Annotated in this window: 14 protein-coding genes; 5 read left to right on the plus strand and 9 right to left on the minus strand. The window is 65.4% G+C overall.

Annotated features, from left to right (window positions below):
* Window positions 1-18: 18 nt before the first annotated feature.
* Entirely contained in the window at window positions 19-816 is a 798-nt protein-coding gene (locus tag EGT29_RS22660) for an HpcH/HpaI aldolase/citrate lyase family protein (RefSeq protein WP_124691104.1), read from the minus strand.
* A gap of 242 nt (window positions 817-1,058) precedes the next feature.
* On the opposite strand from EGT29_RS22660, the gene EGT29_RS22665 reads away from it, so the two are divergent.
* Window positions 1,059-1,856, plus strand: a complete 798-nt coding sequence (locus EGT29_RS22665; RefSeq protein WP_124691105.1) for a GntR family transcriptional regulator — start codon at window positions 1,059-1,061, stop codon at window positions 1,854-1,856.
* Between the two features lie 13 nt (window positions 1,857-1,869).
* Here the strand turns inward: EGT29_RS22665 and EGT29_RS22670 are convergent, their stop codons facing one another.
* From EGT29_RS22670 to rplM, 6 genes are all read right to left on the minus strand, one after another.
* Complete coding sequence (locus tag EGT29_RS22670) at window positions 1,870-3,807, minus strand: ATP-binding cassette domain-containing protein (protein WP_124691106.1); 1,938 nt, start codon at window positions 3,805-3,807, stop codon at window positions 1,870-1,872.
* Between the two features lie 123 nt (window positions 3,808-3,930).
* Window positions 3,931-4,299: an iron-sulfur cluster insertion protein ErpA gene (erpA, locus tag EGT29_RS22675; protein WP_124691107.1), complete on the minus strand. Its 369-nt coding sequence runs from the start codon at window positions 4,297-4,299 to the stop codon at window positions 3,931-3,933.
* A gap of 201 nt (window positions 4,300-4,500) precedes the next feature.
* The gene (locus EGT29_RS22680; RefSeq protein WP_124691108.1) at window positions 4,501-5,301 is read right to left on the minus strand and encodes a DUF6776 family protein; all 801 of its coding nucleotides are present in this window, start codon (window positions 5,299-5,301) and stop codon (window positions 4,501-4,503) included.
* Window positions 5,301-6,359, minus strand: a complete 1,059-nt coding sequence (argC, locus tag EGT29_RS22685) for an N-acetyl-gamma-glutamyl-phosphate reductase (protein WP_124691109.1) — start codon at window positions 6,357-6,359, stop codon at window positions 5,301-5,303. Before argC ends, EGT29_RS22680 begins: the two co-directional genes overlap by 1 nt.
* Before the next feature lie 217 nt (window positions 6,360-6,576).
* Window positions 6,577-6,969: a 30S ribosomal protein S9 gene (gene rpsI, locus EGT29_RS22690; protein ID WP_124691110.1), complete on the minus strand. Its 393-nt coding sequence runs from the start codon at window positions 6,967-6,969 to the stop codon at window positions 6,577-6,579.
* Window positions 6,970-6,979: 10 nt separating this feature from the next.
* Window positions 6,980-7,408 carry a 50S ribosomal protein L13 gene (gene rplM / locus EGT29_RS22695; RefSeq protein WP_124691111.1) on the minus strand — a complete coding sequence of 143 codons (429 nt, stop codon included), beginning with the start codon at window positions 7,406-7,408 and terminating at the stop codon, window positions 6,980-6,982.
* A 346-nt stretch (window positions 7,409-7,754) separates the two neighbouring features.
* Between rplM and EGT29_RS22700 the strand changes: the two genes are divergently transcribed.
* Both EGT29_RS22700 and EGT29_RS22705 read left to right on the plus strand, forming a co-directional pair.
* On the plus strand, window positions 7,755-8,189 hold the full coding sequence (locus EGT29_RS22700; RefSeq protein ID WP_161567918.1) for a DUF4168 domain-containing protein: 435 nt from the start codon (window positions 7,755-7,757) through the stop codon (window positions 8,187-8,189).
* A gap of 848 nt (window positions 8,190-9,037) precedes the next feature.
* A complete protein-coding gene (locus tag EGT29_RS22705) occupies window positions 9,038-9,463 on the plus strand; it encodes an OsmC family protein (RefSeq protein WP_124691113.1) in 426 nt (141 codons plus the stop codon).
* A 6-nt stretch (window positions 9,464-9,469) separates the two neighbouring features.
* Here EGT29_RS22705 and coq7 read toward each other — a convergent pair whose 3' ends face one another.
* The gene (gene coq7 / locus EGT29_RS22710; protein WP_124691114.1) at window positions 9,470-10,153 is read right to left on the minus strand and encodes a 2-polyprenyl-3-methyl-6-methoxy-1,4-benzoquinone monooxygenase; all 684 of its coding nucleotides are present in this window, start codon (window positions 10,151-10,153) and stop codon (window positions 9,470-9,472) included.
* 202 nt (window positions 10,154-10,355) lie between these two features.
* On the opposite strand from coq7, the gene EGT29_RS22715 reads away from it, so the two are divergent.
* Entirely contained in the window at window positions 10,356-11,399 is a 1,044-nt protein-coding gene (locus EGT29_RS22715) for a porin (protein WP_161567919.1), read from the plus strand.
* A gap of 340 nt (window positions 11,400-11,739) precedes the next feature.
* Window positions 11,740-12,765, plus strand: a complete 1,026-nt coding sequence (locus EGT29_RS22720; RefSeq protein WP_124691116.1) for a porin — start codon at window positions 11,740-11,742, stop codon at window positions 12,763-12,765.
* A 111-nt stretch (window positions 12,766-12,876) separates the two neighbouring features.
* Here the strand turns inward: EGT29_RS22720 and EGT29_RS22725 are convergent, their stop codons facing one another.
* Entirely contained in the window at window positions 12,877-13,782 is a 906-nt protein-coding gene (locus EGT29_RS22725; RefSeq protein WP_124691117.1) for a LysR family transcriptional regulator, read from the minus strand.
* Window positions 13,783-13,827 lie beyond the last annotated feature (45 nt).

Raw genomic sequence — 13,827 nt, forward strand, 5'->3', positions numbered from 1 at the left:
CCGGACGAACGCCCGGGGTCAGGTATAGCCCTGGGCCTTGGCGGCCCCCTGCGTCTCGCCCAGCGCCGCGCGGATTTCCTGGCGCGCGCCGGCCTGCAGCAGGGCGGAGTCCTTGATGACGGTGATCAGGCCGAACCCGCGTTCGGCGTAGGCGCGGCCGGATGTCCCGGTGGCGCACTGGATCCCGGCGACGATGCCGTGCCGGCGGCAGGCCTGGAAGATCCGCTCGACCGCGGCGACGTGCTCGGCCTCGGTCTTGTCCAGGTCAGGCGGCAGGCCCAGCCCCAGGGCCAGGTCGGCGGGGCCGATATAGATGCCGTCCAGGCCCGGCGTGGACGCGATCGCGTCGATGTTGTCCAGTGCCTCGCGGGTCTCGACCATGACGAAGCACAGCACGGCGTCGCCCAGGGCCTGGGTGTCGCGCGTGGCGCTGACCAGCGCGGCGCGGATGGGGCCGTAGGACCGTATTCCCGAAGGCGGATAGCGGCACGCCCGCACCGCCGCGGCGGCTTCCTCGCGGCTGTTGACCAGCGGCACGATGACGCCCTGGGCGCCCGCGTCCAGCGCCTTGCCTATCATCCATCCCTCGTTGGCCGGCACGCGCGTGAACGGCACCGCGCCCCGGCCCTCGGCGGCGCGATACATGTCCAGGGTCTGCGCATAGTCGATCAGCCCATGCTGCTGATCGACGCAGACGTAGCCCACGCCCTGCTGCGCGATCAGCTCCACGGAAAACGGCGTGGGCAGCACCGCCCAGCCGCCGAACACCGGCTTCCCGGCCCGCCATGCCTCGCGCAACACCCCCGCTGTGCTCATCGCCGCCTCCTGAAAATGGATGCACTAGGATTACATCAATCTCCAAAAAAGGATACATTTTTGTCTAATTCCTAGGGTAAACACCAAAAATTCCCTATAAATCAGCCGATATCACCCAAGCACATCATCTTGAGATATTAAAAATGAATACATTTTTGGCTTTTTGCAGATGTGATACTGTCTGAAGCACAAGCCCAGATCAAGACTCTCTTCAGGCACCATCGGAATCACAGGGTGACTCAGTGACCCACGACTCGACCGGCAGCGACGCGGCGTTGCATCAGAACGGCCAGGACGGCCCCCTTGCCGGCCCTCCCGTGCCGCCGCCCGCCCCGCCCCGCGCCTCGCGCGGGGACCTGCACGACGTCTACGAACGTTTGCGCCACGACATCCTGGATGGCAGCATCCCGGCCGGCTCCATGCTGAACCAGGTGCATATCGCCAAGCGGCTGAACGTCAGCCGCACCCCCGTGCGGGAAGCGCTGCGCATGCTCCAGGCGGAAGGCCTGGTCGAGGTCAATTTCCAGCATCGGATCCGGGTCGTTCCCATCACGCCCGAGGAAATCGATTCGGTCTACGCCATGTGGCTGCTGATGGCCTGCCTGGGCATCTCGCTGACGGTGCCTCGCCTGGATGCAGGCGACATCGCGCGTATCCGCGCCGCGCTCGAGGCCATGAACGGCAGCCAGCCGGCGGGCGACTGGGCGCACCGCCACATCGAGTTCCACAAGCTGCTGATCATGCACGCGGGCGACCACATCGTGAACGCCTACGAGAATTGCCGCACCAACTCCGAACGCGCCCGCAAGTCGTTCATGGGGCAGCAGCAGCCGTATTCCTGGCTGGCGTCGGAAGAGGAACACAGCGCATTGGTCGACGCCTATGCGGCGCGGGACCAGGACCGGGCGATCCAGATCATGAGCCGGCAGCTGTCCCGCATCGCGCTGACGGTCATGGGCAACATCGACCCCACCTACGAACCCACGGCGATCCGGCAGGCCATGAAGCTGGTCACGCGGCCCGCGGGCGCGGGCCGCTGACGGGCCGGCGGGATCAGCCCCGTTTGCTTTCCAGCAGTTCCCAGCGTTCGAGCCGGGCCATGAGCTCGTCCTCGATCGCCGCCAGGCGCTGCTGGATGGCGGTCGCGCCGGCGGGATCGTCCCGGTAGATCGATCCGTCGGCCAGCTTCCCGTTCAGTTCCTGCTGCTCGGCCTCCAGCCCGGCGATGGCAGCGGGCAGGCCTTCCAGTTCCCTGGCTTCCCAGGAACTCAGGCGCGACCGGCCGGGCTTGGCCGGCGCGGCCTTCTCCGGCGCGGGGGCGGCGGGTTCCTCGCGAACGGCCTCGCGCACCGGCTTGGCCGCGGCCGACCTGGCTTCTTCCACCCTGGCGCGCTGCGTCGCCCAATCGTCGTAGCCGCCCACATAGTCGCGCCAGTGCGCGTCGCCCTCGTAGGCGATGGTCTGCGTCACGACGTTATCCAGGAACATGCGGTCGTGGCTGACCAGGAAGACCGTGCCCGAATAGTCCTGCAGCAACTCCTCCAGCAGTTCCAGCGTCTCGATGTCGAGGTCGTTGGTGGGCTCGTCCAGCACCAGCACGTTGGCCGGCCGCGCGAACAGCCGCGCCAGCAGCAGCCGGGCACGTTCGCCGCCCGACAGGCTCTTGACCGGCGAACGCGCCCGCTCGGGCGCGAACAGGAAATCCCCCAGGTAGCTCATCACGTGCTTGCGCTGGCCGTTGATCTCTATCCATTCGCTGCCCGGGCTGATGACGTCGGCCAGGGCCATGTCCTCGTCCAGCTGGCTGCGCATCTGGTCGAAATAGGCCACCGACAGGTTGGTGCCCTGCCTGACCGAGCCCGCGTCCGGGGCGAGTTCGCCCAGGATGAGCTTGAGCAGCGTGGTCTTGCCCGCGCCATTGGGTCCGATCAAACCGATGCGGTCGCCGCGCATGACCGTGGTCGAGAACGACCGGATGACGGCCTTGTCGCCGAACGATTTGGACACCCCGGTCAGTTCGGCCACCAGCTTGCCCGACCGCTGCCCCTCGGCCACGTCGATGGTGACCTTGCCCATGCGCTCGCGCCGCTCGGCCCGCTGCACGCGCAGCTGCTCCAGCCGCTTGACCCGGCCGACGCTGCGCGTGCGGCGCGCCTCGACGCCCTTGCGTATCCAGACTTCCTCCTGGGCCAGGAGCTTGTCGAAACGCGCCTGCTCCAGCCGCTCGGCCTCCAGCATCTCGGCCTTGCGCGCCTGATAGGTGGAGAAGGATCCTGGGAAACTGGCGAGCTCGCCCCGATCGAGTTCGACAATGCGGGTCGCCACCGCATCCAGGAAGCGGCGGTCGTGGGTAATGAAAACGATGCTGCCGGGGAAGGTCTTCAGCAATTCCTCGAGCCACGCGATGGCCTGGAAATCCAGGTGGTTGGTCGGCTCGTCCAGCAACAGCAGGTCAGGGTCGCCCAGCAGCGCCCGGGCCAGCGCCACCCGCTTGCGCGTGCCGCCCGACAGCCCCGCCACCGGCGCATCGGCGGGCAGGTTCAGCCGGGCCAGCGTGGCCTCGACCCGCGCCTGCACCGTCCAGCCGTCGTGCGCCTCCAGCTCCGCCTGCAAGGATTGCAGCCGGGCCAGCAGCGCGTCGTGGTCCGTCCCGCCGGCCGTTTCCGCCAGATCGTGGGTCAGCCGCTGGTAGGCGCGCAGCAGGTCGCGCCCCTTGGCCAGGCCCTCGCTGACGGCATCGAATACCGTGCCCGACTCGTCGAACACCGGCTCCTGCTCCACCGTGGCGACCTTCAGCCCGTCCTGGCGCGAGATGAGGCCGTCATCGGGCAGCGAGCGGCCATCGAGCAGCTTGAGCAGCGACGACTTGCCGGTGCCGTTGCGGCCGATCAGCCCCACCCGCTCGCCGGCTTCCACCGACAAGCCGGCGCGGTGCAGGAGGGGGACGTGGCCGTAGGCCAGTTCGATGTCGGTCAGAGCAATAAGAGCCATGAAGCGCGCCGGGAGGACCGGTCAGGAGACGAAAACGAAAAAAGCGCCCTGGCTTGCGCGAGGGCGCCCTGGAGGAAAGGACGGAGCGGGCGCGGCCCCAGAGGCCCCCGCCCGGCGCCTGGGCTAGACCGAGAACGACGACCCGCAGCCGCAGGTGGACGTGGCGTTCGGGTTCTTGATCACGAATTGCGCGCCTTCCAGGCCTTCCTTGTAGTCGATCTCGGCACCGACCAGGTATTGGAAGCTCATGGAGTCGATCAGCAGTTGCACGCCGTTCTTGTCCAGTTGCGTATCGTCGTCGTTGACGTCTTCATCGAAGGTGAAGCCGTACTGGAAGCCGGAACAGCCGCCGCCCTGCACGAACACGCGCAGCTTGAGCGCCGAATTGCCTTCTTCGTCGATCAGCTCCTTGACCTTGGCGGCCGCCGCATCGGTGAAGACGAGGCCCATCGGCGGGGCTTCGAGGCTGGCTTGTTCAACTGCTGCGTTCATGACTGCTCCTTGCCTACGCGTACGCGCGGCCCGTGCCGCGCATGCGCTGTAAATCGTCTGGTTAATGGGTAATTCAACCGCTATTGGCGCCTGATTTCAACCCCGGCGCCGCCAGGGACACTATAAAGCGGCGCCTGCCCGCCCCGTGGGCGGCCATACCGCTTAGATGCGGGCACGCCGCCAAGGTTCAAGCCCACGGCCTCAGGCCGGCAGGTTGACGGTGCTTTGCGAGCGCACCACGCCCCCCTCGACCACGCGCACCGTCACGCTGCGCACCACGAAACCGGCCGGAACCGCCAGCGATCCCTCGGCGCGCTGATACTGCCGGAACCGCACCGCCAGCGGGTCGGTGGCTGGCGGGACCACGGGAGCGACCTCCCCCGCGAGCGCCTCGGTCGGCACCGAGAACGGATGCAAGTCTATCGTGGTGGAGGTGCCCGCGCGCACGCCGGAGGCCGAGAACTGCAGGCGCCCGCTGAATTCGCCCGAAGGCCGGCCGCCGCGCATCAGCAGTACCCGGTAGCGCAGCAGCTCGCCCTGCCGCTCCAGTTCCGCGGAACGGATGTTGACCTGGGCCTGGCGCGGATCCATGGGAATGAGCTGGTCGAAAAAAGCCAGGTCATTGCGCATGTCGCCCATTTCCTTCTGCGCGGCACGCAGATCGGCCGCGAACTGGTCCTTGGCCGCGCGTTCGATCTCGAGGCGGCTTTCCGCGGCCGCGAGACTGCCCTGCAAGCGCTCGTTGTCGGCGATCAGGCGCTGATGCTCGGCGCGCAATTGCGCCAGCTCGGACGCCGAGATCTGGGGCCCGCCGAGCATCCGCCGCGCCGACTCGTACAACCCCGTTCCCAGGGCCGCGCCCAGCGCCAGCAACAGAACCAGGACCACGATCCGCCATGGCGAGGCCGCTGGCAGCCCCGTCCCGTCGGCCCGCGCGCCCGCCGCCGCGCCGCGCCGCAGCCTGCGCGGCACCAGCGCCGGAAACAGCGGCCGGCGCTTCATCAGGGCAGCACCGCCACCTGGCCGAGCCCGGCGTCCTCGGGCAGCCCGAACATCAGGTTCATGTTCTGCACGGCCTGGCCGGATGCGCCCTTCACCAGGTTGTCCTGCACCACCAGCACGACCAGTTGGTCGCCGTTGCCGGGACGGTGGACGGCGATCCGAATCATGTTGGAGGCCCGCACCGAGCGGGTCTCGGGCGTGCTGCCCGCGGGCATCACGTCGACGAAGGGCTCACCGACATAACGCTGTTCGAACAGCTTCTGGAAATCGACGTCGCGCGCCTTCGGATCGATGCGGGCGTAGATGGTCGAGTGCATGCCACGCACCATGGGGGTCAGGTGAGGCACGAAAGTCAGCCCCACCGGTCCGCCGTGCAGCGTCTGCAAGTGTTCGACGATCTCGGGATGATGGCGATGGCCCGACACGCCATAGGCCTTGAAGTTGTCGCTGGCTTCCGAGAACAGGATGTGCAGCTCGGCCTTGCGTCCGGCGCCGGTCACGCCCGACTTGCAGTCGGCGATGAGCGTGGACGCATCCACCAGCGGCGAGGTCCCGGCCCGGCCTTCCAGCAGCGGCGCCAGGCCCAGCAGCACGGTGGTCGGATAGCAGCCGGGGTTGCCCACGACCCGCGCGCCGCGGATCTGCTCGCGGTTCAATTCGACCAGGCCGTAGACCGATTCGCGCAGCACGTCGGGGCAGGCGTGCGGCATTTTGTACCACTTCTCGAACGAGGCCTGGTCCTGCAGGCGGAAATCGGCGGCCAGGTCGATGATCTTGACGCCGGCGGCCAGCAGTTCCTGCGCCTGCGCCATGGCCACGCCATGGGGCGTCGCGAAGAACACCACGTCGCACTCGGTCAGCCGCGCCTTGTCGGGCGACGAGAACGCCAGGTCCACCTTGCCGCGCAGGTTGGAATACATGTCGGCCACCGGCATGCCGTCTTCCTTGCGCGACGTGATCGCCGTCAGCTCCGCGTTCGGATGCTGCGACAACAGGCGCAGCAACTCCACGCCGGTGTAGCCCGTGCCGCCGACGATACCTACCTTGATCTTGGCCATTGCAATCTCCTGGAGTCCCTTGCGCTTCCCGGCCCGGGAAAGCGGGACGGTGCCCTGCGACAGATGATGAGTAAGAATACCCCACGCTCGGCAGCATCGATGTGACGACCCGCGGGCCGGCACGCCGCTCGAGGCGAAAAAAAGGCCGCATCGCTGCGGCCTTTCTTGTCTCGTCCGCCGGCCGGAGCCGGAACGGGACGAGGGAGATCGAAGCCGATCAGCGCTTGCTGAACTGCTTGCGACGTCGCGCCTTGTGCAGACCGACCTTCTTGCGCTCGACCTCGCGGGCATCGCGGGTGACGAAGCCGGCTTGCGACAGCGCGGGCTTGAGCGTCGCGTCGTAGTCGATCAGCGCGCGGGTGATGCCGTGGCGCACCGCGCCGGCCTGCCCGGTCACGCCACCACCGTTGACGTTGACGTGGAAGTCGAAGCTTTCCAGGTGGCCCGTCAGTTCCAGCGGCTGGCGAACGATCATGCGGCCGGTCTCGCGAGCGAAGTACTCGTCGACGGGCTTGCCGTTGACGGTGATCTTGCCCGAGCCTTTCTTCAGGAACACGCGCGCCACCGAGGTCTTGCGGCGGCCGGTTCCATAATTCCAGTTACCGATCATGCGCGGCTCCTCAGATGTCCAGCAGCTTGGGCTGCTGGGCGGTGTGCGGATGTTCGGATCCTGCGTACACCTTCAGCTTCTTGATCATGGCGTAGCCCAGGGGACCCTTGGGCAGCATGCCCTTGACGGCCTTCTGGATCGCACGACCAGGAAAACGCTGCTGCATCTTCAGGAACGTGGTTTCGGTGATACCGCCGGGATAGCCCGAGTGGCGGTAGTAGCGCTTGTCCTGCGCCTTGTTGCCGGTAACGACGATATCGGCGGCGTTGATGATGACGATGTAGTCGCCGGTATCGACGTGAGGCGTGAATTCAGGCTTGTGTTTACCGCGCAAACGGCGTGCGACTTCGCTGGCCACACGACCTAGGACTTTGTCCTTGGCGTCAATCACGTACCAGTCACGCGTCACTTCATGCGGTTTCGCAACGAAGGTTTTCATGATGATCTCTGTGACATATCTGGTGCCCGTAAGCCCCCTACGGGCTTGCTGACGGCGTATCACCCCGATCCCGCCTCGGCATTGTGAACTGCAGGTACGGAAAAAGGGCAAGAGGATGATGATAACCCGGATAGACCGGCGAAGTCAAAGGCCGCGCGCCAGCTCGCCGCACGGCCCGCGCCGCGCCCGGCGCAGCTGTAACGATATCCGACGCAGCCCCCCGCTTCCCCCGTGACGCCCAGGCCGCGCTTCATGCTTTGATAAACATCCACACATAAGAAAAGATTCCGGCGCGGCGTAAGGGCAGACACTAGTCCGTTCACAGAGCCCTATGGAGATCCGTCCGATGAAAACGATCAAGACGATGCTGGCCGCCGGTGCCGTGGCCGCGGGATTGGCCGCCTGCGCGGCTCCCCAGCGCGACATGCCCACCCAGCAGGCCTCGACGATGTCGCCGCAATCGGTCACCGACGACCAGTTGCAGCGCTTCGCCAACGCGGCCAGGAAGGTGAATGCCGTCTCGCCGGGGACCGGAGCCGCCGCCTCCAGCACGCCGACCGGCGAGCCCACCAACGCCACCTTCGACGAAGCCAACGGCCGCAAGGCCGAGGCGGTCTGGAGCGAAGGGCTGACCGTACGGGAATTCAACGCCATCAACGCGGCCGTCCAGCAGGATCCCGCCCTGATGCAGCGCTATGGCGCGCTGATGCAAGGCGGCAGCACCGGCTCCACCGGCGGTGGCTATGGCGGTTCCACGGGCGGCGGCACGATGATGCGCTAACCCCGCCAAGGCAAAAAAAAGCCCGAAGCCTTGCGGCTTCGGGCTAATCCACCAAAGGAGGAGGGTGGAGGAGACACCGGTAGATGGGCTTTGCGGGGCTATCCGACGATGCCGAGGGGCCCGAGGCCGTGTCGGCATACAAAGCGACATCCGTTGAACCCATTATAGGGAAGCAGTTTGTGCGTTGCAAGAAGTTTTTTGGCCTGTTCACCACAATACGGTTTCAAATTTCAACAGGCAAAAATTCTTTTTATATCAATAGGTTAATTATTCATTTAGCCCCATCACGGAGCTTCCTTCCCCGGCTCTTTCCTGTCGAGTCGCGGCATGCTCTGCCATGCAGCGCTCCATCTCCTCGCTTATTTTGATGCAAAGCAGCAAGAATCGGGCAAAAAAAAAAGCCCGAAGCCTTGCGGCTTCGGGCTAATCCACCAAAGGAGGAGGGTGGAGGAGACACCGGTAGATGAGCTTTGCGGGGCTATCCGACGATGCCGAGGGGCCTGGGGCCGTGTCGACATACAAAGCGTCATCCGTTAGATCAATTATAGAGAGATGTTTTGTGCGATGCAAGAACCTCCTAGGGTTGTTGCCTACGTACAAAAACCAATGTGGATGCGGACAAAAAAAACCACATCAAATCAATCACTTAAATACAAACCACCCACCCACTCCGCAACACTATCAACCAAAAATCAAGGGCGGGAACAGCTTGGCCGGGGGGCGCGACCATTTGTCGCAGTTTTCGCTGCATCGCAGCATAGCCTGGCTCCCCAACAGCCGCGAAACCCGCTTCCCACCCGCTATCATCGTGCTGATTAGCCAACTTCTATCGCAGCACGAGGAATATCATGGAATGCATCGTAAGCTGGGGCGGCCCGCAGGGCATGCTGTTCACCGCCCAGACGGGCAGCGGCCACGTCGCCGTCATGGACGGCGCGCCGGACGGCGGGGGCAACAACCTCGCCCCCCGGCCGATGGAACTGGTGCTGGCCGGCACTGGCGGCTGCACGGCTTATGACGTCGTCCTGATCCTGAAGCGCGGCCGCCACGCCGTGCGCGGCTGCACGGTGGCGCTCAAGGCCGAGCGGGCCGATACGGATCCCAAGGTCTTCACCAAGATCCATTTCGCCTTCACGGTCACGGGCAAGAACCTTCCGGCCGCAGCGGTGGAACGCGCGGTGCAGCTTTCCCACGAAAAGTATTGCTCGGCCTCGGCCATGCTGGAAAAAACCGCCGAACTGACCTGGTCGGTGGAAATCGTCGAAGCCGACTGACGCAGCTCAGAGGTAATAGGCGGTGGAGGTCATGACCTTGGACCCGCACCGCATCGCTGCCCGCACCGGCGCGGGCAGCTCGGCGCCGCCGCGCTGCTCCGCCGTCACCCTGTGCTGGCGCTCGTCGGCGGCCATGCGCTCGACGATGGCGCGCGAGCGCGCATCGTTGGCCGGTAGCGTACCCAGGTGTCCGTCCAGGTGGCGCTCCACCTGCCGCTCGGTTTCCGCCATGAAACCCAGGTTCCAGGCATCACCCGCCCTGCCCGCCAGCATGCCCAGCCCGAAGGCCCCGGCGTACCAGAACGGATTCAACAGGCTGGAGTGCGAACGCAGTTCGCGCAGGCGGTCGTCCAGCCAGGCCAGGTGATCGGTCTCCTCGGCCGCCGCGTCCAGGAACACCTGGCGCGTATCCGGCTTGTCGCAAACCAGCGCCTGCCCCCGGTACAGGGCCTGGGCGCACACTTCCCCTACGTGATTGACGCGCATCAGGCCGGCCGCGTGCTTGCGCTCGGACTCCGTCAATGCCGGCCCGCCCGCCTCGTCGGACGAGTCGTCGACGGCGGACAGGCGCCCCGCCGGATTCGGACGCTGCGCGGACACCGAGCCCGTCAACACCCACACGGCGCGGTCCGCCTCGGATAGCACCCGATCCAGCAGGGAAATACGGCGAAAGGATGCGGTTCCCGACATTTGCGACCTCCGGTCCGGACACGGCCGGACAGCGACACGAACAGATTCCAGTATAGGCAATCCCCGATTCGTTGTTCTTGAACAACGTCCGGCGCGACGCAACCCCGCTGTCATTTTCGCCTCATGTTGGATCGTCATCCTCTCGTCCGAGCACCTGAGCAATTTCCTCGTGCCCCATCACAAATCCATCTGGAGTTCTCAATTGAAAAAGACCCTCATCGCCGCCGCGCTGCTGGCCGGTTTCGCCGGCACCGCGCAAGCCCAGAGCGTGACGCTGTACGGTATCGTCGACATGGGATTCATGAACAGCAAGCAGGACGGCCAATCCGCCGTCAACGGGCTGGATAGCGGCATCGCCGGCAGCTCGCGCTTCGGCCTGCGCGGTGTGGAAGACCTGGGCAACGGCCTGAAGGCCAACTTCCAGCTGGAAAGCGGCTTCAAGGCCGACACCGGCATCCAGAGCGCCAGCGGCCAGCTGTTCGACCGCGCCGCTTGGGTGGGCGTGTCGGGCAACTTCGGTGAAGTCCGCCTGGGCCGCCAGGACACCCTGGGCTTCAACTGGTTCCGCGGCGCCATCAACCCCTTCGGCAACGCCTACTCGCAAGCCCAGAGCAAGACCGTCTTCAACGTGAGCGGCGTGGATGACCGCGTCAGCAACAGCGCGTTCTATCTGTCGCCCAAGTTCAGCGGCTTCCAGGTCGGCGCCGGCTACAGCTTCAACGCCAACAGCAGCGAAACCGCCGGCAACGACGCCGACAACTCGGTGTACTCGCTGGGTCTGCGCTATCAGAACGGCCCGCTGCTGGCCGTCCTGACCTATGAACAGAAAAATGCCGCCGACCTGGCTCCCGGTGCGGGCGTGGGCGGTTCCGACCTGAAGAACATCCAGCTGGGCGCCACCTACGACTTCGGCGTGGCCAAGCTGCACGCCGGCTACGGCCGCCTGCAGAACTCGGGCTACAAGTCGAGCTCCGAGAAGGAAAACTCGTACTTGCTGGGCGTGACCGTGCCGTTCGGCGCCCACTCCGTGTTCGCCAGCTACCAGCGCAACGACAACGCCAATATCAACGCCGGCCGCGCCGACAAGTCCATCAACGGCTACGCCATCGGCTACAACTACAAGCTGTCCAAGCGCACCATGATCTACGCCCTGCTCAACCAGTACACCGACGTGATCGTCCGCACGGACAACAAGGCCCTGGGCGACAAGCGCGAAATCGCCATCGGCCTGCAGCACAAGTTCTAAGCCCTGCTCCCCATGGGCCGGGTCGCCCCGGCCCATGTTTCGAAGTGCTTACTTCAGCAGTGAGTGTTTTCCCGTCTTCGGTTCGGCTGAAGACGGGCTTTTTCGTCAGTTTTTTGCGGAAAAACAACGAAAGCCGTAAGAATAAGTAAAAACCCGGCCCTCACCCGCCTCCGCACTTGGTAGTAACCCGCATTCTTTGCTGCAATATGACCAACTTCCTACCAGGAAGCTCTGGTTTTCCCGCAGCAAACGGATACCCGACGATGGATCCGCGCATTCCATCCGGCGCCTCGCACCCCCCGTCTGCCGCGACAGCCAGATCAATCATGGAGATGTACGAATGAAAAAGACCCTGATCGCTGCCGCCGTCCTGGCTGGCATGGCTGGTACCGCGCACGCGCAAAGCTCGGTCACCCTGTACGGCATCATGGATATGGGCTACCTGTATTCCAAGACCGAAGGCATGAAGGCCCGCAACGCGCTGGACAGCGGCCTGCAAAGCGAATCGCGCTTCGGCCTGCGTGGCTCGGAAGACCTGGGCAACGGCCTGAAGGCCAACTTCCTGCTGGAAGCCGGCATCAACGCCGACGACGGCACCTCGTCGCAGTCGGGCCTGTTCAACCGCCAGTCGTGGGTGGGCCTGTCGTCCAACACGCTGGGTGAGATCCGTCTGGGCCGCCAGTTCATCCTGGGCTCGCAATTCTTCACCAACATCGATCCGTTCGGCACGACCTTCCGCCAGGCCGGCATGGGCTCGACCTTCATCGCCGCCAACCAGGTCCGTAACAGCAACAGCGTGATGTACTTCTCGCCGACCTGGAACGGCTTCCAAGGCGCCATCGGCTACAGCTTCAACCGTTCGACCAACGAAAGCCCGGTCGCCGGCACCAACAACCGCGCCATCACCTCGGGCCTGCGCTACGCCAACGGCCCCATCGAAGTCGCCCTGACCTACGACCAGGTCGAGCCCTCGACCGGCGGCAACGTCGGCCGTTCGACCCAGTTGGGCGGTACGTATGACTTCGGCGTGGTCAAGCTGCACGCCGCCATCGCCGACCAGCGCAACGTCGCGGTCAACGTTGGCGACATCCCGGGCTGGAATGGCCGCTTCGCCAAGAAGACCCTGTCGTACATGGTCGGCGCGTCGGCTCCGGTCGGCACCGGCTCGCTGTTCGGTTCGTACCAGAAGGCCAAGGACTGGGACATCGAAGGCTTCAGCGTCGGCTACACCTACCCGCTGTCGCGTCGTACCAACGCCTACGCCTTCTTCAGCAACATGGACAACGTTGGTCACTACGGCAGCGCCGTCACGACCGGCGACAAGACCACCCGCCAATTCGGCGTCGGCCTGCGTCACATGTTCTAAGTCGGCGGTGGGAGCGCCTGGCGCGCTCCCGCACGCGCCCAGAACCCCCTGGGCGTACGCTGGAAAAAACCCGGACCGGAAACGGCCCGGGTTTTTCTTTTTGGGCGCGCCCTATCCGCCCCGCACCGCGCGGGGGATGGACCGCTTCAGGAGATCGCAGAAATCGTCGGCGCACGGCGGCAGCTTGCGGCCCCGGTCGCGCAATTCGTAGAACTCCAGTTCGACCAAGGGCGAGCCCAGCGGCTCGAGCCGGATGCCGCGCCCCCGGCAGGCGGGGACGGCGGTCGACGGCAGGATGGCGATGCCGCGCCCGGCCTCGGCCAGGCCGATCTGGGTTTCGATGAAATTGACCACGAAGCGGGGCGGCGCCTCATGGCCGACCAGGGCCAGGTTCTTGTCGATCAACTGCTGCAAGGGATTGTCGAAAGGCAGGTTGATGAAGGATTCTCCCGCCAGCGCGCTCCACGAACGGGGTGACCGCGCCAGCTGGAACCGTGGCGCGGCGCTGGCCGCCACCAGCGAAAAATGAAACAGCGGCTGGCGCAGCAGGCCCGGCGCCGCCTTGATGAACATGCCCAGCCCGACGTCCAGGTGCCCCGCGCGCACCATGCTGGACACCGAAGGCAGGTCGGTATCCACGATGGTCAGCCGCACGCCCGGATGACGCTGCTCGAAGGCCGCCACGACCGGGGGCAACAGGTAGGAGCAGGTCAGCGGCGGCGCGCCGACCGACAGCGTGGTATTGGCGCGCTGCGCCGACCGCCCCACCTGCTCCACGATCTCCTCGATCCGCTTGACGTTCTGCTCGGCCACGGCGCGGAACTCGGCGCCGAACTGCGTCAGCGTGACCTGCCGCGTGGTGCGGTCGAACAGGCGAAAGCCCAGCTGCCCTTCCAGCTCCCGGATCATCAGGCTCAGGCCAGATTGGGCGATGTGCAGTTGTTCGGCCGCGCGGGAGAAATTCCGCTGCTGGGCCAGCAACAGGAAGGCCTTGAGCTGGCGGTGGGAAATGTTCATGTCGGTGCATTGATGCAGATATCTGATCAATTCATACTTTATTCA

The sequence above is a fragment of the Pigmentiphaga sp. H8 genome (assembly GCF_003854895.1).
Taxonomy (GTDB): Bacteria; Pseudomonadota; Gammaproteobacteria; order Burkholderiales; family Burkholderiaceae_B; genus Pigmentiphaga.

What these genes read in the sequence shown, in the direction of transcription:
- erpA (WP_124691107.1), bottom strand. Translation starts at nt 4,299, where the DNA reads ATGAACGCAGCAGTTGAACAAGCCAGCCTCGAAGCCCCGCCGATGGGC.
- rplM (WP_124691111.1), bottom strand. Translation starts at nt 7,408, where the DNA reads ATGAAAACCTTCGTTGCGAAACCGCATGAAGTGACGCGTGACTGGTAC.
- coq7 (WP_124691114.1), bottom strand. Translation starts at nt 10,153, where the DNA reads ATGTCGGGAACCGCATCCTTTCGCCGTATTTCCCTGCTGGATCGGGTG.
- argC (WP_124691109.1), bottom strand. Translation starts at nt 6,359, where the DNA reads ATGGCCAAGATCAAGGTAGGTATCGTCGGCGGCACGGGCTACACCGGC.
- EGT29_RS22660 (WP_124691104.1), bottom strand. Translation starts at nt 816, where the DNA reads ATGAGCACAGCGGGGGTGTTGCGCGAGGCATGGCGGGCCGGGAAGCCG.
- EGT29_RS22680 (WP_124691108.1), bottom strand. Translation starts at nt 5,301, where the DNA reads ATGAAGCGCCGGCCGCTGTTTCCGGCGCTGGTGCCGCGCAGGCTGCGG.
- EGT29_RS22670 (WP_124691106.1), bottom strand. Translation starts at nt 3,807, where the DNA reads ATGGCTCTTATTGCTCTGACCGACATCGAACTGGCCTACGGCCACGTC.
- EGT29_RS22720 (WP_124691116.1), top strand. Translation starts at nt 11,740, where the DNA reads ATGAAAAAGACCCTGATCGCTGCCGCCGTCCTGGCTGGCATGGCTGGT.
- EGT29_RS22725 (WP_124691117.1), bottom strand. Translation starts at nt 13,782, where the DNA reads ATGAACATTTCCCACCGCCAGCTCAAGGCCTTCCTGTTGCTGGCCCAG.
- rpsI (WP_124691110.1), bottom strand. Translation starts at nt 6,969, where the DNA reads ATGATCGGTAACTGGAATTATGGAACCGGCCGCCGCAAGACCTCGGTG.
- EGT29_RS22700 (WP_161567918.1), top strand. Translation starts at nt 7,755, where the DNA reads ATGAAAACGATCAAGACGATGCTGGCCGCCGGTGCCGTGGCCGCGGGA.
- EGT29_RS22705 (WP_124691113.1), top strand. Translation starts at nt 9,038, where the DNA reads ATGGAATGCATCGTAAGCTGGGGCGGCCCGCAGGGCATGCTGTTCACC.